24 protein-coding genes are annotated in these 20,358 nt (G+C 37.0%); 16 read left to right on the top strand and 8 right to left on the bottom strand.

Annotated features, from left to right (window positions below; all coding sequences use genetic code 11):
* The first annotated feature begins 5 nt into the window (after positions 1-5).
* From F4694_RS27070 to F4694_RS27060, 3 genes are all read left to right on the top strand, one after another.
* Positions 6-1,088 (top strand): ATP-binding protein, encoded by a 1,083-nt coding sequence (locus F4694_RS27070; RefSeq protein ID WP_179603031.1) that lies wholly within the window; start codon positions 6-8, stop codon positions 1,086-1,088.
* Between the two features lie 181 nt (positions 1,089-1,269).
* Positions 1,270-1,980: a Na-translocating system protein MpsC family protein gene (locus F4694_RS27065; RefSeq protein ID WP_218895858.1), complete on the top strand. Its 711-nt coding sequence runs from the start codon at positions 1,270-1,272 to the stop codon at positions 1,978-1,980.
* Positions 1,981-2,125: 145 nt separating this feature from the next.
* Positions 2,126-2,806 (top strand): Na-translocating system protein MpsC family protein, encoded by a 681-nt coding sequence (locus F4694_RS27060; RefSeq protein ID WP_179603029.1) that lies wholly within the window; start codon positions 2,126-2,128, stop codon positions 2,804-2,806.
* A gap of 78 nt (positions 2,807-2,884) precedes the next feature.
* On the opposite strand, the gene F4694_RS27055 is transcribed toward F4694_RS27060, so the two are convergent.
* From F4694_RS27055 to F4694_RS27040, 4 genes are all read right to left on the bottom strand, one after another.
* Positions 2,885-3,187, bottom strand: coding sequence for a hypothetical protein (locus F4694_RS27055; protein ID WP_179603028.1), 303 nt, complete (start codon positions 3,185-3,187; stop codon positions 2,885-2,887).
* A gap of 117 nt (positions 3,188-3,304) precedes the next feature.
* Positions 3,305-3,742 (bottom strand): MarR family winged helix-turn-helix transcriptional regulator, encoded by a 438-nt coding sequence (locus F4694_RS27050; RefSeq protein ID WP_179603027.1) that lies wholly within the window; start codon positions 3,740-3,742, stop codon positions 3,305-3,307.
* Between the two features lie 12 nt (positions 3,743-3,754).
* Complete coding sequence (locus F4694_RS27045; protein WP_179603026.1) at positions 3,755-4,234, bottom strand: glutathione peroxidase; 480 nt, start codon at positions 4,232-4,234, stop codon at positions 3,755-3,757.
* 132 nt (positions 4,235-4,366) lie between these two features.
* Positions 4,367-5,857: a peptide MFS transporter gene (locus tag F4694_RS27040; protein ID WP_179603025.1), complete on the bottom strand. Its 1,491-nt coding sequence runs from the start codon at positions 5,855-5,857 to the stop codon at positions 4,367-4,369.
* A gap of 404 nt (positions 5,858-6,261) precedes the next feature.
* Between F4694_RS27040 and F4694_RS27035 the strand changes: the two genes are divergently transcribed.
* Together F4694_RS27035 and nagE are read left to right on the top strand one after the other, a co-directional pair.
* Positions 6,262-6,738 (top strand): PTS sugar transporter subunit IIA, encoded by a 477-nt coding sequence (locus F4694_RS27035; protein ID WP_179603024.1) that lies wholly within the window; start codon positions 6,262-6,264, stop codon positions 6,736-6,738.
* A 234-nt stretch (positions 6,739-6,972) separates the two neighbouring features.
* A complete protein-coding gene (nagE, locus tag F4694_RS27030; RefSeq protein ID WP_179603023.1) occupies positions 6,973-8,418 on the top strand; it encodes an N-acetylglucosamine-specific PTS transporter subunit IIBC in 1,446 nt (481 codons plus the stop codon).
* 51 nt (positions 8,419-8,469) lie between these two features.
* Here the strand turns inward: nagE and F4694_RS32865 are convergent, their stop codons facing one another.
* Positions 8,470-9,288 carry a PRD domain-containing protein gene (locus F4694_RS32865; RefSeq protein ID WP_179603022.1) on the bottom strand — a complete coding sequence of 273 codons (819 nt, stop codon included), beginning with the start codon at positions 9,286-9,288 and terminating at the stop codon, positions 8,470-8,472.
* A 153-nt stretch (positions 9,289-9,441) separates the two neighbouring features.
* Between F4694_RS32865 and F4694_RS27020 the strand changes: the two genes are divergently transcribed.
* Positions 9,442-9,867: a DUF4395 domain-containing protein gene (locus F4694_RS27020; RefSeq protein WP_257029420.1), complete on the top strand. Its 426-nt coding sequence runs from the start codon at positions 9,442-9,444 to the stop codon at positions 9,865-9,867.
* Between the two features lie 37 nt (positions 9,868-9,904).
* Here the strand turns inward: F4694_RS27020 and F4694_RS27015 are convergent, their stop codons facing one another.
* A complete protein-coding gene (locus tag F4694_RS27015; RefSeq protein ID WP_179603020.1) occupies positions 9,905-11,098 on the bottom strand; it encodes an MFS transporter in 1,194 nt (397 codons plus the stop codon).
* A gap of 267 nt (positions 11,099-11,365) precedes the next feature.
* Here F4694_RS27015 and F4694_RS27010 point away from each other — a divergent pair, with 267 nt between their 5' ends.
* Positions 11,366-11,590, top strand: coding sequence for a hypothetical protein (locus F4694_RS27010; RefSeq protein ID WP_179603019.1), 225 nt, complete (start codon positions 11,366-11,368; stop codon positions 11,588-11,590).
* Between the two features lie 46 nt (positions 11,591-11,636).
* On the opposite strand, the gene F4694_RS27005 is transcribed toward F4694_RS27010, so the two are convergent.
* Together F4694_RS27005 and F4694_RS27000 are read right to left on the bottom strand one after the other, a co-directional pair.
* Positions 11,637-11,939: a hypothetical protein gene (locus F4694_RS27005; RefSeq protein WP_218895857.1), complete on the bottom strand. Its 303-nt coding sequence runs from the start codon at positions 11,937-11,939 to the stop codon at positions 11,637-11,639.
* 107 nt (positions 11,940-12,046) lie between these two features.
* A complete protein-coding gene (locus F4694_RS27000; protein ID WP_308806784.1) occupies positions 12,047-12,724 on the bottom strand; it encodes a potassium channel family protein in 678 nt (225 codons plus the stop codon).
* Between the two features lie 58 nt (positions 12,725-12,782).
* Between F4694_RS27000 and F4694_RS26995 the strand changes: the two genes are divergently transcribed.
* The 9 genes from F4694_RS26995 to F4694_RS26955 all read left to right on the top strand — a co-directional run bounded on the left by F4694_RS26995 (position 12,783) and on the right by F4694_RS26955 (position 20,330).
* Positions 12,783-13,373 (top strand): shikimate kinase, encoded by a 591-nt coding sequence (locus F4694_RS26995; RefSeq protein ID WP_179603016.1) that lies wholly within the window; start codon positions 12,783-12,785, stop codon positions 13,371-13,373.
* Between the two features lie 23 nt (positions 13,374-13,396).
* Positions 13,397-14,161, top strand: coding sequence for a type I 3-dehydroquinate dehydratase (gene aroD, locus F4694_RS26990; RefSeq protein ID WP_179603015.1), 765 nt, complete (start codon positions 13,397-13,399; stop codon positions 14,159-14,161).
* 351 nt (positions 14,162-14,512) lie between these two features.
* Positions 14,513-15,871 (top strand): arsenic transporter, encoded by a 1,359-nt coding sequence (locus tag F4694_RS26985; protein WP_179603014.1) that lies wholly within the window; start codon positions 14,513-14,515, stop codon positions 15,869-15,871.
* 27 nt (positions 15,872-15,898) lie between these two features.
* The gene (locus F4694_RS26980; RefSeq protein WP_179603013.1) at positions 15,899-16,576 is read left to right on the top strand and encodes a DUF2642 domain-containing protein; all 678 of its coding nucleotides are present in this window, start codon (positions 15,899-15,901) and stop codon (positions 16,574-16,576) included.
* A gap of 255 nt (positions 16,577-16,831) precedes the next feature.
* Complete coding sequence (locus F4694_RS26975; protein ID WP_179603012.1) at positions 16,832-17,707, top strand: aldo/keto reductase; 876 nt, start codon at positions 16,832-16,834, stop codon at positions 17,705-17,707.
* Positions 17,708-17,804: 97 nt separating this feature from the next.
* Positions 17,805-18,845, top strand: a complete 1,041-nt coding sequence (locus F4694_RS26970) for a DUF418 domain-containing protein (protein ID WP_179603122.1) — start codon at positions 17,805-17,807, stop codon at positions 18,843-18,845.
* A 304-nt stretch (positions 18,846-19,149) separates the two neighbouring features.
* Positions 19,150-19,443, top strand: a complete 294-nt coding sequence (locus tag F4694_RS26965; RefSeq protein ID WP_179603011.1) for a transposase — start codon at positions 19,150-19,152, stop codon at positions 19,441-19,443.
* A 47-nt stretch (positions 19,444-19,490) separates the two neighbouring features.
* The gene (locus tag F4694_RS26960) at positions 19,491-19,886 is read left to right on the top strand and encodes an IS3 family transposase (RefSeq protein WP_218895856.1); all 396 of its coding nucleotides are present in this window, start codon (positions 19,491-19,493) and stop codon (positions 19,884-19,886) included.
* 9 nt (positions 19,887-19,895) lie between these two features.
* Positions 19,896-20,330 (top strand): IS3 family transposase, encoded by a 435-nt coding sequence (locus F4694_RS26955; protein ID WP_179603009.1) that lies wholly within the window; start codon positions 19,896-19,898, stop codon positions 20,328-20,330.
* The last annotated feature ends 28 nt before the right edge of the window (positions 20,331-20,358 follow it).

The following is a 20,358-nucleotide window of genomic DNA, read 5'->3' as shown; positions in this document are numbered from 1 at the left end:
ATCTAATGGATAAAGATGAAATGAAGCGGCTAAACTTCTTACTCGAAATATACGTAGATGTTAATGTCGATAAAGATTTCTCTGTGCTTTCTAAAACCACTGATCCATTTTTTATATTGAGTATGTCAGGTCAATTGGTTTATGTAAATGAAGTCTGTGAGGAAATATTGCAGTGTTCTAGAAAAGATCTAGTAGGTATGAAGCTAAGTAATATTTTCATCTCATCTGTTTTAAGTGACTCTCAAACGTTTTTTAGTAAAAAGGAGCGTGAACAACTTACAAATTTTGATTCTAAGATTAGTATGAGACCTGGTCACGCTATGGACGTAAACGTAACTGCTTTTCCAATTCTTTTTAATGATGAAGTAGTTGGGAGTTATGTTGTGTTAAAAGATATCACAATGATTAAGAGGGAGAGACAATTGCTGTCGGAAAAACAAGCAGCGGCAGGGCAGCTTGCGGCAGGAATTGCGCATGAAATTCGCAATCCAATTACGGCAATAAAAGGCTTTATGCAATTAATGATGGGGGAGCATAAAGGGGATACGACGTACTATAATATTGTAGAATCAGAGATTAATCGTGTTGAAATGATTCTAAAGGAGTTAATGGTTCTGGCTAAACCAACAAAAATTAACTATCAAGAGTTGGACGTCCGCGGTCTTTTGGACAAAGTCCTGACATTGATGGAGTCACAGACATTATTAAATAATATCGAAGTGATAAAAAATTTCCATGCACTAGAGGTAATGATTATTGGGGACGAAAATCAATTGAAACAAGTGTTCATCAACTATCTAAAGAATGCGATTGAAGCAATGCCAGATGGAGGGAAAATCATCGTTGAAGGCATACATCTTAATGATAGTGTTCATATTCGTATTATTGATGAAGGCGGTGGAATTCCAAATGAAATTTTAGAACGTATAAGTGAGCCGTTTTTTACAACGAAGGAACATGGCACTGGTCTAGGGATGCTTGTATGCGATGAGATTATTGAGGAGCATAAAGGGAAAAGTAATATTTTTAGTAGTGCGGAAGGCACTTGTATTGAGGTAATTTTACCTTCTATATTTCAATTGCAGTAAAATGAATTCAGTGTTAAAATATATAAGTCTAATGTCTTGCAGTCATTAGTTTTAGAAATCTATTATTTTTTACATAAAAATTTATACTCGTATACTGTGTGGTAAATGGAAGAAACTAGTAATATAGTCGTCTGAACCGTGGCCTAACTTCTTTTTTGAAGTTAGGCCTTTTTTACTTTTGGTGAAAGGAGAGGTATATATTAATTCAAATCAGGAGAATTTGGTGTATCTCAGCAGCAAATTTAGTAAATTGCTTAAACGCAGATTTGGAAAGGGGCCAGAAGCCTGTAATGTTTTCTTAAAAGGCAATAGATTTTACGTCTATATGAGACAGTTTATTACACCTGCAGAGAATGTATTGATGAACCAAGACCAGTTAGAACTAGCACATAACTTCCGGTCAACTGTGATGAATTCAGTTACTCAAGAGTTTATTCCAGAGGTATCAAAGATTTTAGGGATATCCTTTGACTATTTCTTTCATGATTGGAACTATGATAAAAACACAGGCATCCTCCTATTAGACCATGCTCAACCTAATCATGAGGAGAAGATTGATAACAGTTTTCAAACTAGCTTATTCCACTTAATTGAAAATGTAGGTTCAAAATACACTAAGAAACCTTCCAGCTTCAAAATTGTAAAATTCACACAAAATATATGTGCAATCGAATCGAAAGATGTACTTCTGCCACTTGAGAAATTAGCCTATGAAAAAGGGAATGTAGATTTGCTGCTCCATCATGCCTGGAACATAAAAGATGGGTATTGGAAGAACAAGGAGCAATTCGAAAGTCTATTCTGTCGTTTAATCGAGGATATGTTTATAATGTGGGACTATAAGAATAATAGAAATTATCTTGTTTTTATTTTTAACAAACTTACACAATGAAATAACCTAAAGAAACATGTTGTAAAGAAGGGATTCCTAAAATACAATATGTTTTTTTATTTGTGTTTAAATAAATTTTAATAAAGAGGGCTTTCGTACATACTAAAGGAATATAAAGGCAACTTTCCCAGTAAGGAGTAAAATAATGACCGACCAAAAAAAGGAAGAGTATATCAGTAGTTATATTAGTAAACTGTTGCGAAAAAAGTTCGGCAGGGGCCCTCAAAGTTGTCAAACTACGGTTTCCAAAAATTATCTCGTCACATATATACGTGGATTTTTATCTCCAATGGAGGATATCTTGTTAGAATATGGTCAGAACAAGTACGTTGATTATGCGAGAAACGTTATTATCACCCACCTTCTAGATGAAATTAAAGGCGTAGTTCAAGTTACGCTCGATGTTGAAGTAGTAGAATATTATCATGATTGGAATTTGCCAAATAACTCAGGTGTGCTTATGTTTGTATTAGATACGGATTCGGGGCGGGAATATAGAACAGATGTCGATATCCAAAGGGTAGAATTGGAAGTGGAGCGAATCAGCTTCATGGTTGAAAAAGTTCCAGACAAAATAAATATATATCCCATTTCTCCTTCTATATACTTAATCGAAAGAAGCGGAATCCTTATTCAAATAGAAAAGGCACTAATTGAAAAAGGATTTGAAAATGAACTGAAATTTACAAAAGATGAACTTGAAAAAAAGTATTTTCACCGCGATGGTCGATTTGAGGATATTTTTGATAAGTCTGTAATGGACATCTTTATTGACTGGAATTTTAAGGAGGATAAATCTATGATGGCAATTATCCTACGCTCCTAAAAAAGCACTTGTAATGTCTGGTCAAAGAGAGTCTTTCGATATGAAAGACTCTCTTTGACCAGATGTAGAATAGTTGAGTTACCGATTATTGAAATAAACAGATAGGGCATCTGAGAAGTTATCCTCTTGATTACTGACTTCAATCATATAGTGGTCACCATCCACAGAGGTGGTAAAGTCACTGAATCCTTGGTTACGTAAGAAGTCATCAATATCTGATAGATCTTCTCCTTGGTTTTTAAGCGTTTTACGTCCAACAAAACTTCCATTTACAAATACTTCATATGTATCCTCGTTTAACTTTACTCCAGCGCTTGCATCAAAATCTGTAACAACAAATGGATTCATATTATTACCGTTAGTACTGTTTCTATCAAGCATAGTGGTGCCTCCTTCTTTTAATATTGTTACTATTTCCTTGATAAGGGAAGGATATTAATAAAAAAAGTCCGAAGTAAAAAAAGTCATCCAATTAGGACAACTTTTTAAAAACTTCAATTAAACTTGTCTTTCTCTCATTTTTTTCTGTAAAGCATTCAACTGCTGCATTAATTGCTCATATTCTTTGAGTTCTATTTGACAGGATTGGATTGCCTCTACAACTTTACTGGTAATAGCATTTCTTTCTTTTACAGCCTTCTCTTGTAAATAGATATATACTTTTCTTTCGTCCTCTTTTGAACGTTGTTTTTTTACCCAATCACTTGCTTCCATGCGTGAAACCATAGGAGTCAATGTCCCAGTGCCTAAATTTAACTTTGCCCCTAGTTCCTTTAATGTCACCCCATCCTGTTCCCACAAAGCCAATAAGACTAAATATTGAGGATAGGTTAAACCAAATGGCTGAAGTACACTGGAATATAATTTGTTAAATTCACCAGCCGTCTCGTATACGGCAAAGCAAAGTTGATTTTTTAGTGTCATGAAGTCTTTCAAGGTTATCACCTTTTAGGATAATAATTTTTCTACATCATGCTTCATTTTTTCTGGTTCTGTTGTTGGTGCATATCGTTCAATTACCTGGCCATTTTGGTCAACAAGAAATTTAGTAAAATTCCATTTAATGTTTTTAGAAAGTAAACCTTTCTTCTGTTCTTTCAGGTAAGTAAATAATGGGTCCGCCTTATCACCATTCACATCAACCTTTGCGAATATTGGAAAGGTTACCCCGTAGTTTAACTGGCAAAACTGAGTCGTTTCTTCAATATTATCGAATTCTTGGTTATTGAATTGATCACAAGGGAAACCTAAAATTTCTAGACCACGATCCTTGTAGGTATCATATAATTCCTGTAAACCTTGGAATTGAGGGGTTAACCCGCACTTACTGGCAGTATTCACGATAATTAGAGGTTTACCTTCGTATTCTTTGAGAGATTTTACTTCACCGTTGGTCATTCTTACTGAAAAATCATGGACTGTTTTCATTTAACTTCCTCCCTGATGGATAGCGTGTAATTTGAATCGTGTACGATTTAATCATACGCGATTTAGTTAAGTTTGGCAATAGAACAAAAAAGCAGTATCCCAATTATGCTGGGATACTGCTTTTAATAAAATTTAGCGAATACCTTTCATTAAGCCCTGAATTTTCGGAGCTAATGCAAATAGAATTATACTTAGTACAATAGCGGCACCGCCGATGCTGCCAAAGTAGGCCATTTCATTCTCTGGAGTATAAAATTTAACAACTTGTGCATTAAGTGCCTGAGCAGCCGCACTTGCTAGGAACCATAAACTCATTGTTTGTGCTGAAAATGCTGCAGGAGCCAATTTTGTAGTTGCTGATAAACCTACAGGTGACATACACAATTCACCAAATACAACAATTAAATAACTAAGGACAAGCCACATTGGGCTAACCAATGAATCTGTACCGCCAAGATATGCTGGGATAAGAATGACCAAGAAGGACAAACCAGCAAATAATAACGATAATGAGAACTTTTGCGGTACTGTTGGCTGGCGTTTTCCTAATTTCATCCATAATCCTGCAAAAATAGGCGCAAAAACAATAATAAATAATGGGTTTAAAGATTGGAACCAAGCTGGTGATATATGAATACCCATCCAATCTAGTTGAGTACGCTTATCCGCATAACTTGCAAGAATGGTTGAACCTTGCTCCTGAATAGACCAGAACATAACCGCTGCAATAAATAGCGGGATATAAGCAATAATACGTGAACGCTCGACCGTTGTTGTTTTAGGGCTGCGGTACATAACTACAAAATAAATAGTAGGAATTAAGATACCGAGAAATGTAACGATGTTAATGAAGCTAGCGAATGTTAAAACGCCCATAGGGATTAAAACAGCGCATAAGACAGCTAAAACAACTACACCTAAACCGATCAAAGTAAAAGTTTTTTTCTTTTCCGCTTTTGAAAGAGGGTTTGGAATAGTAGTACCTGCAAGACCAAGGTTTTTCTTCTTAGTTAGTACAAACATAACTAATCCAAGGAACATACCAACAGCTGCAATACCAAAACCTAAGTGGAAGCTGTAATCCATCACACTTCCGACAATTAGTGGTGATAAGAATGCCCCAGCGTTAATCCCCATATAGAAAATGGTAAATCCAGCGTCACGACGTTCGTCTGTTTCGCTGTACATTTCACCAACTACAGTAGAAACATTTGGCTTCAGCATCCCTGTTCCGAGTACGATTAATACCATAGATACAAAGAACATAGCAACACTGCCTGGTACTGCAAGGACAATATGACCGAGCATGATCAGTATTCCGCCGTAGAATACGGCTTTAGATGTACCGAATATCCGGTCAGCTAACCAGCCTCCAATGATACCGGACATATAAACGAGTGATCCATAGATGGACATTATGGATAGAGCTAGGTTTTCGTCGAGCCCTAATCCGCCTTTTGAAACTTCATAGTACATATAGTAGACTAGGATGGCTCTCATTCCGTAATAAGAGAAACGTTCCCAGAATTCTGTAAAGAAAAGAGTGAATAAGCCCTTTGGATGTCCAAAGAAACCTTTCTGAGGGACACTATCCACAATTTTCTGCCTATTATAATTCGACATAATTCTACCTCCCTTTATATTATATTATAATACTTTCGATTGTTTTCAATTGTCAAAAACTATTTTTGGTAATTACGATTTTAGTGAATAGAAAGATTGTTATAACAGGAATGTTGGAATTTTTCGGGTAAAAAGAAAGTTTTTTTAAAATAATATATATTTTTAGATTAAATAAATTATTGTAATTATTTTGTCGATTCATGTAAACTTTTCGTGAAAAATGATACCGTTTTCACTTGTTTTTTAAAAATTAAATGGTATGATTAAATTAATAATAAATAGTGATCACATGTTACTGATACGATCAGGCATGGTGGTAAAATAAAAGGCAATTCGCTGCCCTTTATTGTACCCCCATGCCTTTTTTTATTGTCTAATTTTTTTACAGATAAGGGGTAATCGTTATGGTATTTAATTTCTTTAAGAAGGAAAAGTTAAAAGTAGTAGCACCAGTCAATGGAGCCATTATTCCGTTAGAGGAGGTTCCAGATCCAGTGTTCAGTCAAAAGATGATGGGAGAAGGGATCGCAATACTTCCAAGTGAGGGAAATGTTTATTCTCCGGTAGACGGAACGGTTATTCTCATAGCATCCACTAAGCATGCTGTTGGAATTCGTGCCAATGATGGGACTGAAATCCTCCTGCATGTAGGGCTGGAAACAGTAGCTTTAAATGGAAAGGGCTTTAGGGTAGGTGTCAATGAAGGGGATAAGATTTCCGTTGGGCAGATGATAATGGAAGCTGATTGGGAATATATTAGTAAAAATGCAAAAAGCAAGATAATACCCATTGTGATTACAAATTCTGAAGACAAGCAATTTATTCTCACAGAGGAGGAAAATGCTGTACAAGGAAAGACGGTAATCATCACAGGTTCCTGATGAATCTTCCATTAAAGGAGGTGATTGACTTAAAAAATAAGCATAGACTCTTGCCCGTTGATCTCAATTAGCTAGGAAGATTGATAGTAGTGAAATCCCTGATGCAAAGCAATTATTATTTATTTTTACCGCTGTTCAAGCAGGAGGAAACCATTTCAATCTGGCCAAAAATGTCCTCGAGTCAAACTAGACAAGAAAGTTATTGTTTTTATAAAAAGATAGGGGGAATAAAAAATGATGAAATATCTTCAAAGACTAGGCCGTTCCTTAATGCTGCCAGTAGCCGTTTTGCCTGCTGCTGCAATATTAATGGGGATCGGTTATTGGATTGACCCTACAGGCTGGGGTGCTGATAGTCCGGTTGCGGCTTTCTTAATTAAAGCCGGTGGATCGATTATAGATAATATGGCTATCCTTTTTGCGGTTGGGGTAGCGCTTGGTATGTCAAAAGATAAGGATGGTTCAGCTGCAATAAGCGGATTGGTTGCTTATTTGGTTATTACGACTGTATTATCAACAAACTCAGTGGCTTTGCTTCAAGGAATTGATCCAGAAGCCGTTAACGCAGCGTTTGGAAAAATCGGAACACAATTTACAGGGATTCTTTCTGGTATTATTGCATCCATTATGTATAATCGTTTCAGTCATGTTAAGTTACCAGATGCGTTATCTTTCTTTAGTGGGAAACGCCTTGTTCCTATAATGACTTCTGTAGCAATGCTAGCAGTATCATTGGTGATGTTCTTTGTTTGGCCAGTAGTTTTCTCTGGACTCGTTTCTTTTGGTAAAGGGATTAGTGACCTAGGTGCAATTGGTGCAGGTATTTATGGTTTCTTTAACCGCTTATTAATTCCAATCGGATTACACCATGCTCTTAACTCAGTATTCTGGTTTGATGTAGCGGGTATTAACGATATCGGTAATTTCTGGTCAAGTAAAGGTGAACAGGGTGTAACCGGTATGTATCAGGCTGGTTTCTTCCCAGTTATGATGTTTGGTTTACCAGCAGCTGCATTAGCGATGTACCACACTGCTAAATCTTCGAAGAAAAAAACAGTTGCGGCCTTAATGATGGCTGCAGGTGTAGCTTCTTTCTTCACTGGTGTTACTGAACCACTTGAATTTGCTTTTATGTTTGCTGCTCCTGCTTTATATGTAACACACGCTATTTTAACAGGTCTCTCATTAACAATTGCAGCTGCATTCCATTGGACAGCAGGATTTGGTTTTAGTGCTGGATTGGTTGACTTTGTATTAAGCTTAAAAATTCCAATTGCCAATCAGCCATATATGTTACTCGTTCAAGGTCTTGTGTTTGCAGTCATTTACTATTTCTTATTCCGCTTCATCATTACAAAATTCAACTTAACGACTCCTGGTCGTGAAGATGATATTGAAGAGGAGTCAGGTGAAGAGCAGGCGGGGGGTAACAAATTTGCCGCGATGGCTGCTAAGATTTATGAAGGATTAGGTGGAGACGCAAACGTTACTTCTGTAGATAATTGCGTAACACGTCTGCGTTTAGAAGTTAAGGATATGGATGTAGTAGATCAGAAGAAAATTAAATCTACTGGGGTTCCAGGAATAAATATTGTAGGTAAAAACAGCATTCAGGTTATTGTTGGAACAAATGTACAATTCGTGGCGGATGAAATTGCAAAAATCCGTAAGGGAAAATAATAAACAAATTTAAGAAACCGCTTGGACTATCTGTCCAAGCGGTTTTTTAACTCATCTGTTTCGAATTCTTTCAATATGAATCGTAATATATCCAAGTTCTTGTTCAGGCAGGGTTATACCGTGGTTTCTTACAAGAAGCTGGGCTACTTTTTGAGCAACATTGTAGGATAGTGCGAATTTTTTCTTTAGCATCATAAGCATTTCATCATCCATAATTGGCAGAGATTCATCATTGACCCTTGATAGGGTAAATCTCAGATGAGTCATTAATCGCTGATAAGAAAGGTCATCTTCTTCTATTGATATGTTAAGTGTATTTTTAATGGTCTGAATCATTTCACCGATGATAGCAGTCTGCCGCAATGTTTGCTTCATATCGCTGCTTTGCGGTTTTGAGGTATGAATGTGCAGGGCAATATAGGCAGCTTCATCCACTGGCATTTTTACTTCTGACATTTTTTCGATATGTCTTATCGCCCACATGCCAATATCAAATTCTTTTTTATAAAGAATTTTTATTTCATCAAAAAGCTTATTTTTCAGATGAATTCCTTCAGTTGCTCTTTCAATAGCAAATGACAAGTGATCCGTTAGTCCAATATGGATATGCTCGCTTAATTTTAATCCGAGATTTTCTTCCGCATAGGAAATAATATCTTCAGAAATAGAGAAATGTTTTTCAGGTATTTGCTGCAGAAGTTGCTGGAATTTCTCATTTTCCTTCATTACAAATAGCTTTTCGATTTTATTAGGATTAATGATATCATTTTTGCGCTTTTCAAAGGCAATTCCCGCACCAATCGCTATCTTTTCTTCATTGTTATCTAAAACTACAACAGCATTGTTATTGAGGATTTTTTTTATTTTCACGAAACGACAGCTCCTTGTTACGCTATTACTTCCATCTTACATTTTAAAACAAAATGGGTCTACCTTTTAAAAACAAAGATATACAAAACCCCATAAAGCAGGTAAACTAAAAGATAAATCACCAATAATTCCTATATGAAAGGTGGATTATGTTTGTCTGATAAAGTACGTTCTATACCAAGACCGCTTGTGAAAACAAACCAATGGGTGATTGTCATTAGTGCCGTATTAACGCTGGTTTTCAGTGAGGGATGGTTTTTACTAATCCCATTACTTGCAGGAATCTCAGGAATTGTTTTTAAATATAATCCCGTAATGAATATTGCAAAGCTGTTTCTAAGGAAAAAACCAGAAGAATATATCCCGGAGGACTGGGAGCAGCAGCAATTTAATCAAAAAATAGCTGTATTTTGTTTGGCGGTTGGGTTCATCAGTTTCCTGCTTGGCTGGAATACAGTGGAGTATGTGTTCACCATTATCGTTGCGACAGCGGCATTTGTGGCTATCCTCGGATTTTGCATTGGCTGTTTTATTCACTACCAGTGGAAGATGTATAAATATAAACGAGCCATTAAATAGTAAAAAAACTGATGCAGGCTTCTGCATCAGTTTTTTATTATACAACCGCTTTTGTTTTGAGTGATTTCTTTTGCCATGTAAAGGTAATGAACAGTGTTATGACTAGCAATACAAATCCCAATATGAAAGGATAGGTAATTTTGACATCATAAAGTAATCCCGCAAGTGTTGGTCCAAGTACGTTACCAATACTCATATAAGCATTATTCATCCCCATTGCAAAGCCCTGTTCGTTTCCTGCAAGCTTGGAAATCAATGTATTTAACACCGGACGGAGAATAGAGGTGGACAGGAAAATAAACAGTGAAATGATAAAGAATAGCGAGTAGTTGGTAGCAAACAGTGAAAATAAAAACCCAGCTGCAGCTACAGCAATAAATACATTCAATACAGATCTTTCTCCGTACCGATTTACAATTCTATCGACCACAAAGAGCTGAACAATTACGCTGACAACCCCGGTGGCTGTAACCATTACTGCAATATCTCTCGCAGACGATTGGAATTGATTATCAAGGTATAGACCTATAACCGATTCGTAGGCGATTAATCCAAAACTCATTACAAGTGTAATAACAAGTGGAATAAAATATGGCATTTTCACTGATCGGGCTATTTTGCTTGCCATGGACTCATTGTCGTGAGGCATATCTGCTGAGTCTGCATTAGGAGCTGTTTGACTCTCTTTTAATAGGAGAACGGAAAACAAGACAGAGACTAAAGATACAAGTGCTGATACTAAAATAGGAAATTTCAAACCGAACCCTGCCAAGAAACCACCAATTCCAGGACCCACAACAATTCCAAGAGACATAGCTGCTGAAACTAAGCTATTCCCTTTTGCACGTTGCTCCATCGTTGTAATGTCTGCAATGTAAGCAAAAATAGCAGGAACAAGCATTGCACAGCCAATCCCGCCAACTGCACGAGAGGCATAAAGTACCCATATGGAGTTGGAAGCGTAAAAAATAAACATTGACAGGGTTAAACCTGCTAGTCCGTAAATAATCATCTTTCTGCGGCCATACTGATCTGTCCATTTGCCTGCAATCGGAGAAAAGATGAACTGAGCGCCGGCAAAGATGGCTATGAACAGGCCTGCAGCTGTTCCACCTTGATTAATGGACTCCAAATAGGCCGGTAATATGGGAATAATGATTCCAAAACTCCCAATTGCTATAAACATGTTGATCATCAACATGGTGATTTTCTTTCGTTGATCTCTTGTCATCAAGAAGCCACCTTTCATACAAAAATACACCTATCTTTAAAGTGTAAACTTTTTCACTGCCTTCTATCTTATATAGGCGTACATGCTTTTGTCAAAGGGAAAGTTTCTTAAGACAAAAGTAATCGCTTGCTAAATTTTTTATAAGAGGATAGAGGTAAGCAATGTATCTGGTTTTATTTTTTGATAATTCTGTACAAACTATTTCTAGAATTTGGTATTATTTATTTTAAAGGCAAGTATTTTTAGGTAAGTAGAGGAGGGTGAAATATGACGGGTACAATTGCAGTTATTATGGTATTTTCGATTCCAATCATTGCGATTTTAACGACTCATTTTCAAAAGCAGAATAAAATAAAATATAAAATGATTCAAGGGGAACTAGAACTAGAGAAACTAAAACATCAGAATTATCTAATTGAAACGGAAAGAATGAGACTTGAGCTCGAACATATGAAACTTGATGAGCCAAAAGACAAAATTAAATTAGGTTAGAGAAACCAATAAAAATAGGTTCTATCCCTTAGATAGGACCTATTTGTTATTTTGCGGGCTTGTAATTAGGATTTATTTTCAAAAGTGTTTCTTTATCGCAAATCACAAAAAGCTGGGCATCCTCAGGAATCGATTCGTCGAGTTTCTGATTGATATGAAGGTTCCCCCGATCTGCTACAAGCGTTGCACCTTTATCGAGCAAATCCCTAAAGGCATCCCGGTAGGTTATCCATTCAGGCTGTTTCGATATCTCATACATAGCTTCTTTATATTGGGTGCTCATTAACTCAGAATACATGTTGGTAACACCATGAGAAAAGAGAGAGCGGACGGCTGCATGTGAGATCATTTCCTGTGTTGGAATAAATTCATCCACCTTTACTCTTTGGAATAGGCGAATGTGCTTTTGATAAACAACTTCTGCCGTTACGTGAATCGGTGTATTTAGTTTTTCTTCTATTGATGTAATGGCTGCTGCAATTTTCCATCAACGAGCATGGGGTCCTTTGTTGCATAATTGTCTTGAGTTATTTGATCGGCAAAAATAATAACACCCTTTGCTTCAGGCAAATTTGCTTGTAATAGGGTTTCTTCATCGGTTGCATCACCGCGGACATAATACAATTGTTTCTCGACCATTGGTGAATTTTCTAGTTCGTCAATAATGACAATATCAATAGATTTGTCCGATTTCAAAATTTCTTGGATAGCAAGCTTGGATTTGTCACTCCAGCCAATTAGAATGATATGGTTTTTCCCTGTATATTTCATTTTTCCACCAACCTTGAGTTTATCTAACACATGGACGATTTTTAACATCTTTCCAATAAAGACACTGACCAGACCGATCCCTGTAATATAGAGAACAATCGTAAATGCCTTGCCCGCAGCGGTGACTGGTGCATAGTCCCCAAACCCGACAGTTGCAAGTGTGGTTAGTACCCAGTAAATCGCTGTAAGATAGGTTTCAAAGGTTTGTGGCTCAATGTATAAAGCAATATAAGCCGCAAATAGAACGTATAGTGTAAATAGAGGAAAAAAGATTCTGTTACGAAGCTTTGTTAGGTAATATAGTGATTTTTTAAATGACATTCCCATAGTTCTCCTAGCTTTAGAGTAACCGTTTAAACCTATATTCCCTAAAAAGATTAGAAAATAACCATGATTGGTTTTATAGATTGGAAGGCTTATAATGGAATCAATATTATTTGTCCTTGGGAGATGGAAGCCGTTGTCAAACAGTTCATTGAAAGAAAAAAATATCGTTTTTATTGGTTTTATGGGTGCAGGGAAAACAACGATTGGAAAGCTGGTAGCTAAAAAGCTGTACCGAGATTTTATTGATATTGATGAAGAAATTGAAAAAGAGTACAACATGCCAATACCTAAAATTTTTGCTGAAATTGGTGAAAAAGCCTTTAGAAAAAAGGAAAAAGAATTAATTCAGAATTTATGTGACTATAAGCTAAAGATTATTTCAGTTGGAGGGGGAGCATTCCTTCAGGAAGAAATCCGAAAGGTATGTCTTTCATCAAGTATTGTATTCTATTTGGATATTACCTGGGAGGCATGGAAGACCCGTTTAAGTTCGATTATTGACAGCCGTCCGGTCCTTCAAGGTAAGTCAATGGCAGAGATAGAAGAGTTATTTTACAAAAGAAAAGAAATTTATAAAAATAACTATCACTCAACGATTGAAATAAGCAATCAAGACATGGATGAATTAGCGGAGAGCATTGTAAAAACCCTGAAATTATCTTGGGAATTGCACGAAACCAAGTAAAAGGTTCGAGTGGAGTGGAGACGATGAGAAGAAACGTTACGGTTAGAGGATTAACTATTGGGGAAGGCGCACCTAAAATATGTGTTCCAATGGTTGGGGCAACCATCACGGAATTAGTAGAAGAAGCCTCATTTCTTAAAACAGTTGACTTAGATGTTGTGGAGTGGCGAGTTGATTTTTTTGAGCATGTGGAGGATATCGAGAAAGTAAAAGAGGCATTGTATGCAATACGATCCATTCTGCTTGATACACCGCTCGTTTTTACATTCCGCAGTAAAAAAGAGGGCGGAGAAAAGGAAGTCAGCGCTGCATACTATTTTGAATTAAATAAGGTGATGGCGGAGAGTGGTCAGGTAGATATTGTGGATGTTGAGCTATTTAATGATGATGAAGAGGTCAAAAGGCTTGTTGCCACAGCACATAGCTGCGATGTATTTGTTATTATTTCTAATCATGATTTTGATAAAACTCCGGCAAAGGAAGAGATTGTTTCCCGTTTACGTAAGGCTCAGGAGTTGGGCGGAGATTTACCGAAAATTGCGGTTATGCCGAGGAACACTGCGGACGTATTAGCCTTATTGGATGCCACCAATACAATGAATGAGCAATACGCAGATAGACCAATCATTACGATGTCAATGGCAGGTAAAGGAGTGATCAGCCGTTTAGCAGGTGAAATATTTGGATCTGCACTAACATTTGGCGCTGCCAAGAAAGCTTCCGCTCCTGGTCAGGTGCCTGTCACCGATTTACGGAACATTTTATCAGTAATTAATAGACATTTATAATCGCTTATATTTTTACAATTGATTAATACCTTGTTGCATAATGGTATTGCTTAATCTTTACAGACAGTAATGAGACATCCTCATCACTGTCTGTTTTTTTTGCATAAATTAATATAATTTCTAATGCCTGGGTCGGTTCATTAAAGACAGTTGTCCATAGATTCTAGTGGATTTATTGAGGAAAAGGGTACAAACCCAATGCCTGTAACAGTAAGGATACATATAAATAAAGTACACTCTGACAATAGGGATAGATGGAAGGGGGGGACATGAGCGGACTTGGGCCTATGAGGAGGTAGAGTCATCTCATGACACATCATGAAGAACTAGTTAGATTGGAAGGAGAAAATTATGATTCAACCTATGGTTTGGATGACCATTTTCGCTTTTGCAGCTACGCTCATCTTTATACTTTGGAGACCTAGAGGAATAAATGAAGCCATTCCTGCCACAATTGGTGCAATTTTTGTGATGATCAGTGGAAGTGTTTCTCTTACAGACCTTGGAGTTATTACCGAAACCATCTCAGGTGCAGCCATTACCATTATGGCCACCATCGTAATGGCGATTGTTTTAGAAAGTTTTGGATTTTTTAATTGGGTGGCAGAGAAGCTCGCTGCTAAAGCAAACGGGTCAGGCATCCGCTTATTCTGGTATGTTAACCTTTTATGCTTTCTGATGACACTTTTTTTCAATAATGATGGAAGTATTTTAATCACAACGCCCATCCTTGTCATGTTGTTAAAACATATGGGGTTGAAAAATCATCAAAAGATACCCTATTTATTATCAGGAGGGTTAATTGCTACAGCTTCGAGCGCTCCGATTGGTGTAAGCAACATCGTCAACCTTATTGCTTTAAAAATAGTAGATATGGATTTGTATTTGCATACGGCGATGATGTTTGTACCTGCTACGCTCGGTCTTTTGTTACTAGTAGGACTTCTTTTCCTTCGCTTTAAAAAGGTAATCCCGAAAACTGTTCCTATTAAAGTATCCGGATTGACTCGGAAGTCGTATCATCCACTAAAACCTAGTACTGCTTATTCCACTGAAAAAGAACGTTCTCGGTTTATGCGAAATGTCCTTCTGTTTGTGTTTGCTGTACGCCTTAGTCTCTTTGCCGCATCATACTTTGCGATCCCTGTTTCGTTAATGGCTGTTATTGGCTCTCTTGTTCTTTTAGGCTGGAGATGGGTTTATTTAAAAATTTCGCCAGACGACATGCTGAAAAAAACTCCATGGTATATTCTTGTTTTCGCCTTTAGTATGTATGTCATTATTTACGGTCTGCATAATATTGGTTTGACCAATATGCTTATTGATTATATACGTCCAATGGTACAAGGAAGCCTGCTCCATGCGAGTGTGATGATGGGAGCACTATTAACAGTTCTCTCAAACATCTTTAATAATCATCCGGCACTCATGGTCGGAACGCTTACGTTAATGAATATGGACCTTAGCCCGCTAGCCTTAAAAATCTCCTATTTAGCCAATGTGATAGGAAGTGATATGGGGTCATTATTACTGCCAATGGGAACACTTGCAACGTTAATGTGGATGCACATTGTTCGAAAAGGAAAAGTCATGATCACGTGGTGGGAATATGTAAAAATCACATTTGTTGTTATTCCTCCAGCGACGCTGTTTACATTAGTTGTCTTATATTATTGGGTTTCATGGTTATTTGGTGGAGCACTACAGTAAAGTAAAGAAACGATTAAAGGAGAATAAATGATGGTGTTTAAAGAATTACTTGGAAAAAATATTGAGATAGAGATATCAGGTGGGAATTTTTACTCAGGTATATTAGTTGACTCTGGATTAGATATTCTTGTTTTATATGTGGGAAGAAGTGATAGGTTCTTTTATATTCCAACTGTTCATATTCAGCGGGTGAAAGAAGCAAAAGTGGACCAAAATTCGGTAGTGTATGAACCTCCTTTAGAAAAACCGCTTGAATCAGAATCACAAACGATCTCATTTCGGGGAATATTGACGAATGCAAAGGGAAGATTTGTCGAGGTATATGTAACAGGTAATAAATCCATTCACGGCTATTTGACGAGTATCATGAATAATCACTTTGTATTTTACTCACCTATATACAAAACAGTATTTATTTCAATGGATCATGTTAAATGGCTCATTCCTTATCCAGAGCACAGCTCACCCTATTCCATAAACAATCAGACCCTTCCAGCAGCTCCTGCCTCCATTCCATTAGCGAGAAGTTTTGAAGATCAATGCAAAAAGTTAGAAAACCAGCTTGTGGTTATTGATGGTGGTGATAGCAGTGAAAAGATTGGCTTACTTCAAAAAGTCTGGAATAACCAATTAACACTAATAACAGCAGAAAGGGATATCGTGTATCGCAATTTAGAGCATGTAAAAACAATACATTTCGCATAAAGGAAATGTGATAACGCAATCAAATTTATTTAAATGTAAAGGAGTAGTAACCATTGAAAAATGAACACAAAAAATAATCCAAGCTTGTTTGGCTGACAAGGATGGATTATTCTTCACTCTAGTGCTATAAAGTTGAACCGTGGTATTAGGTGGTCCACGGTTTTTTTTTGTTATACTTATTTTAATACTAAATTATGATTTGATCATTTATTTTGTTCAAGTTCAAAAATAAAAATGTTGTTAAGGGGGATTGTAATGAAATATCGGAGCTTAGGGACAACAAATGAAAAGTTACCACTCATAGGGCAGGGGACTTGGACCTATGGAGAAAATCAAAGTGAAGCATTAGAAGAAATAAAGGCTTTAAGATATGGAATTGAAAACGGACTTACGTTAATAGATACAGCAGAGGAATATGCGAAAGGCGGCGCAGAACGAATAGTAGCAGAGGCCATTAAGGATTGCCGCGGGGATATTTTTTTGACCACAAAGGTCTCAGCTAAAAACTGTTCCTATAAGGGTGTAATTGAAGCTTGTGAGAAAAGTTTGGAAAGGTTAAACACCACGTATATCGATCTTTATTTGCAGCATTGGCCTAGTAAAGAACATGAAGTAGAAGAAACGATGCGGGCTATGACATATTTAGTTGAAAAGGGGTTAGTTAAATTCATTGGAGTTAGTAATTTCACACCTGAATTGATAATGGAGGCACAAAGTGCCATAGGTCATCATGTTCTTTCGTGCAATCAAGTGGGATATCATTTGAATGACAGGCGGGTTGAGAACGATGTTATCCCATACTGTCAGAAGAATGAGGTGACGGTCATGGGCTACTCTCCATTTGGTTACGCCCCACAGTTTTTTGGAGGAGTTGGATTCCCAGAACAGGGTACAAAGGGACGACAGGTGTTGGATGAGATTGGCGGAAAATATGGAGCAACGGCTTACCAGGTGGCATTAAACTGGATCCTAAGACATGAGGGTCTCATTACGATTCCAAAGGCCAAAAACGCTGCACATATTAAGAGTAATCTTGAGGCATTAGAACTGACTTTATCGGATGAGGATTTACAGGTAATTGATACATACTTTCCAAAAACGAATGAAGGTATGAGTTTAGTAAAGTACTAATTTTGCACAACACAGAAAAAATCAAGTGCGGATTTTCCATCTCACAGCATCGATGATCTTTTTTCTTTTCATCCTTGTATATTTTCATTCCAATTTAATGGAGGTGAGTTTGTTGAAGCCAACGAAACGTACTGAACGAATAGAAATCCTCGATTATTTACGGGGGTTTGCCTTGCTGGGAATAATCCTAGTCAATATCTTGCCGCTGTTGTCAGTTAAATTGCCTGAACAAGGAACAGGGGATGCTTCCTATCAAAGGTTTCTCTTTTTATTTGTTGAGGGCAGATTTTATACGCTTTTTTCTTTTTTGTTCGGTGTAGGCTTTTTTCTATTTATCTCAAGAGCGAATGCGAAGGGGAAAAATGGCTATGTTTTATTTTTGCGACGGGTGGCGGCCCTGTTTATCTTAGGCTGGTTCCATGTTAAATTCCACCCGGGTGAGGCATTGACCGTTTATGCGATAACTGGACTGCTTTTACTTCCATTTTACAAATTGAAAAAGGAACATAACCTTGCCCTTGGCTTAATCTTGCTAATCGCCCTAAGTATAATGGCTTCGAAGCTGTTTATGGTTGTACCACTGATGCTGCTGGGGATTGCTGCTGGTCAATATCGCCTGTTTGAAGGAGTGGCAGGGAAGGTGAAAAAGGTAGTAATCGGTGTGGCTCTTTTGTTAATCGTTAGTATAACGGGACTGATTTATCAGCATCAACATGCGCCGCCGTATCCATTTGGTTTTTATAATGGAGTAGATGAAACAACTTATCAATTTTTAAGTATAGGAATTATGATTGGACCACTTGTTACCGCTTTATATGTTGGGGTGTTAATTCTGCTTTTGCAATTCCAGATTGTTCAGAAACTGTTATCTCCTTTGAAGAGCTATGGGCGGATGGCACTGACAAACTATATAGTTCAAACGGTTTTTATTTATCTAGCAGGCTATGTATTCAACTTGTATGAGTCATTAACGTATCTTCAATCTCTTTTCGTTTGTGTAACCATTTATAGTATCCAGATTCCCTTTAGTATGATTTGGCTGCGGTTCTTCCACTTTGGACCATTAGAGTGGATTTGGCGTGTTGTCACTTATTTAGAGGTTCCTCCATTGAGGAAACGAGTGAAAGGGGTACATTAAAGTTAGGACAGTTGGGACGTCATGTTAGATCAAACACCTGCTGAATAAATAGACGGAGAAATTCCGCTTAATTCGTAAATATTATAAAAAAAGGCTTTAATAGACGGAGAGATTCCGCCTATTGGATCGAAAAATTCGAAAATGGGAGATTTTGCTTTGCATAAGCGGAAAAACTCCGCTTATTTCCCTCGAAACGAGCTCCATTCTGCATTTAACCGGAAAATTGAGGTTAGTCTAAAAAGTGGACACGTAAAAATGAGATTTAGTTTATAATACAATCATCATTTAGAAGGACGTGTTCACTTTGGGTAAACATTTTGATCAAGAGTACAAGGACTATGTTTCAAAATTAATTGTTGAGGAAGGCCGAAAAGCATCGCATGTTGCACGTGAATTAGAAATTTCACCTAAGACGATAAGCGGATGGGTTTTAGCTTATAGGACTAAATGTAATGCTGGGAAGACTAATGAGACTTATATTACACCTACCGAGCTTGAAAAATTAAAAAAACAACATGAAAAAGAATTGGCAGATGCAAGAGAGGAAATTGAAATCCTAAAAAAGGCCATGCACATCTTCACCAAAAACCAAGCGTAGTTTATACCTTTATTGAAGCCCACTCAAATGAACACGCTATATTGAAGATGTGCCAGGTGTTAAAGGTTTCAACGAGTGGCTATTATAAATGGCTTAAGGATCAATCTAGTCCCCCATCCGAAAAGAAAAAATATCGTGTAGAAATTCAACAGAAAATAAGCAAGTCATTTCATGAGAGCTTTGGAACCTACGGAAGCCCTAGAGTACACGACGACTTAATTGAATGGGGTTATACGATTTCTCAAAAAACAGTAGCTCGAATGATGAGGGAATTGGGTTTAAAAGCTACACAAAAAGAAAAGTTTGTGGTCACAACTGACTCAAGTCACGATTTAATTATTTATCCTAATATACTCAATCGTCAATTTAGTGTGGAAGAACCTAATCAAGCTTGGGTTACAGATATTACATATATTTGGACGCTTGAGGGCTGGGTTTATTAGGCATCCGTAATGGATTTATTTTCAAGAAAGATAGTCGGTTGGAGTTTAGCAGACCATATGAAGAAAGAGTTAGCTATACAAGCATTGAACATGGCAATTATTCAAAGACAGCCTGGCAAGGAAATAATTCACCATTCAGACCGTGGGTCTCAATATTGTTCTCATGACTACATTGATATTTTGAAAGAGAAAGAAATGAACATCAGTATGAGTAAAAAAGGCGATCCTTATGATAATGCTTGTATCGAGTCGTTTCATGCCACAATTAAAAAAGATTTGATTTATAGAAGGCGATTTAAAACAAGGGTAGAGGCGATTAAGGCGGTAAATTATTATATTAGCAGCTTTTATAATGAAAGACGAAAACATTCAACATTGGGGAATTCCTCACCGAACCAATTTGAGAGAAACCACTCGGTAAATAAATCCGAAATAATTTCATAAGGGCCATTTGGTATTAGAAATGGTCAGT

Origin of the sequence: Neobacillus driksii (assembly GCF_013409995.1) — a bacterium.
In the GTDB taxonomy this organism is placed as follows: domain Bacteria; phylum Bacillota; class Bacilli; order Bacillales; family Cytobacillaceae; genus Neobacillus; species Neobacillus driksii.
Note: the sequence above shows the minus strand (reverse complement) of the source record. Positions and strands in the feature narration are given on the sequence as shown.

Coding starts and splice junctions, on each gene's coding strand:
- F4694_RS27005 (WP_218895857.1), bottom strand. CDS start 11,939: ATGATCTCACATGCAGCCGTCCGCTCTCTCTTTTCTCATGGTGTTACC.
- F4694_RS26980 (WP_179603013.1), top strand. CDS start 15,899: ATGATGGTGTTTAAAGAATTACTTGGAAAAAATATTGAGATAGAGATA.
- F4694_RS26970 (WP_179603122.1), top strand. CDS start 17,805: ATGGAGGTGAGTTTGTTGAAGCCAACGAAACGTACTGAACGAATAGAA.
- F4694_RS27035 (WP_179603024.1), top strand. CDS start 6,262: ATGGTATTTAATTTCTTTAAGAAGGAAAAGTTAAAAGTAGTAGCACCA.
- F4694_RS27045 (WP_179603026.1), bottom strand. CDS start 4,234: ATGAAAACAGTCCATGATTTTTCAGTAAGAATGACCAACGGTGAAGTA.
- F4694_RS27060 (WP_179603029.1), top strand. CDS start 2,126: ATGACCGACCAAAAAAAGGAAGAGTATATCAGTAGTTATATTAGTAAA.
- aroD (WP_179603015.1), top strand. CDS start 13,397: ATGAGAAGAAACGTTACGGTTAGAGGATTAACTATTGGGGAAGGCGCA.
- F4694_RS27010 (WP_179603019.1), top strand. CDS start 11,366: ATGACGGGTACAATTGCAGTTATTATGGTATTTTCGATTCCAATCATT.
- F4694_RS26975 (WP_179603012.1), top strand. CDS start 16,832: ATGAAATATCGGAGCTTAGGGACAACAAATGAAAAGTTACCACTCATA.
- F4694_RS26985 (WP_179603014.1), top strand. CDS start 14,513: ATGATTCAACCTATGGTTTGGATGACCATTTTCGCTTTTGCAGCTACG.
- F4694_RS27040 (WP_179603025.1), bottom strand. CDS start 5,857: ATGTCGAATTATAATAGGCAGAAAATTGTGGATAGTGTCCCTCAGAAA.
- F4694_RS27070 (WP_179603031.1), top strand. CDS start 6: ATGGATAAAGATGAAATGAAGCGGCTAAACTTCTTACTCGAAATATAC.
- nagE (WP_179603023.1), top strand. CDS start 6,973: ATGATGAAATATCTTCAAAGACTAGGCCGTTCCTTAATGCTGCCAGTA.
- F4694_RS26960 (WP_218895856.1), top strand. CDS start 19,491: ATGTGCCAGGTGTTAAAGGTTTCAACGAGTGGCTATTATAAATGGCTT.
- F4694_RS27055 (WP_179603028.1), bottom strand. CDS start 3,187: ATGCTTGATAGAAACAGTACTAACGGTAATAATATGAATCCATTTGTT.
- F4694_RS27015 (WP_179603020.1), bottom strand. CDS start 11,098: ATGACAAGAGATCAACGAAAGAAAATCACCATGTTGATGATCAACATG.
- F4694_RS26995 (WP_179603016.1), top strand. CDS start 12,783: ATGGAATCAATATTATTTGTCCTTGGGAGATGGAAGCCGTTGTCAAAC.
- F4694_RS26955 (WP_179603009.1), top strand. CDS start 19,896: ATGGATTTATTTTCAAGAAAGATAGTCGGTTGGAGTTTAGCAGACCAT.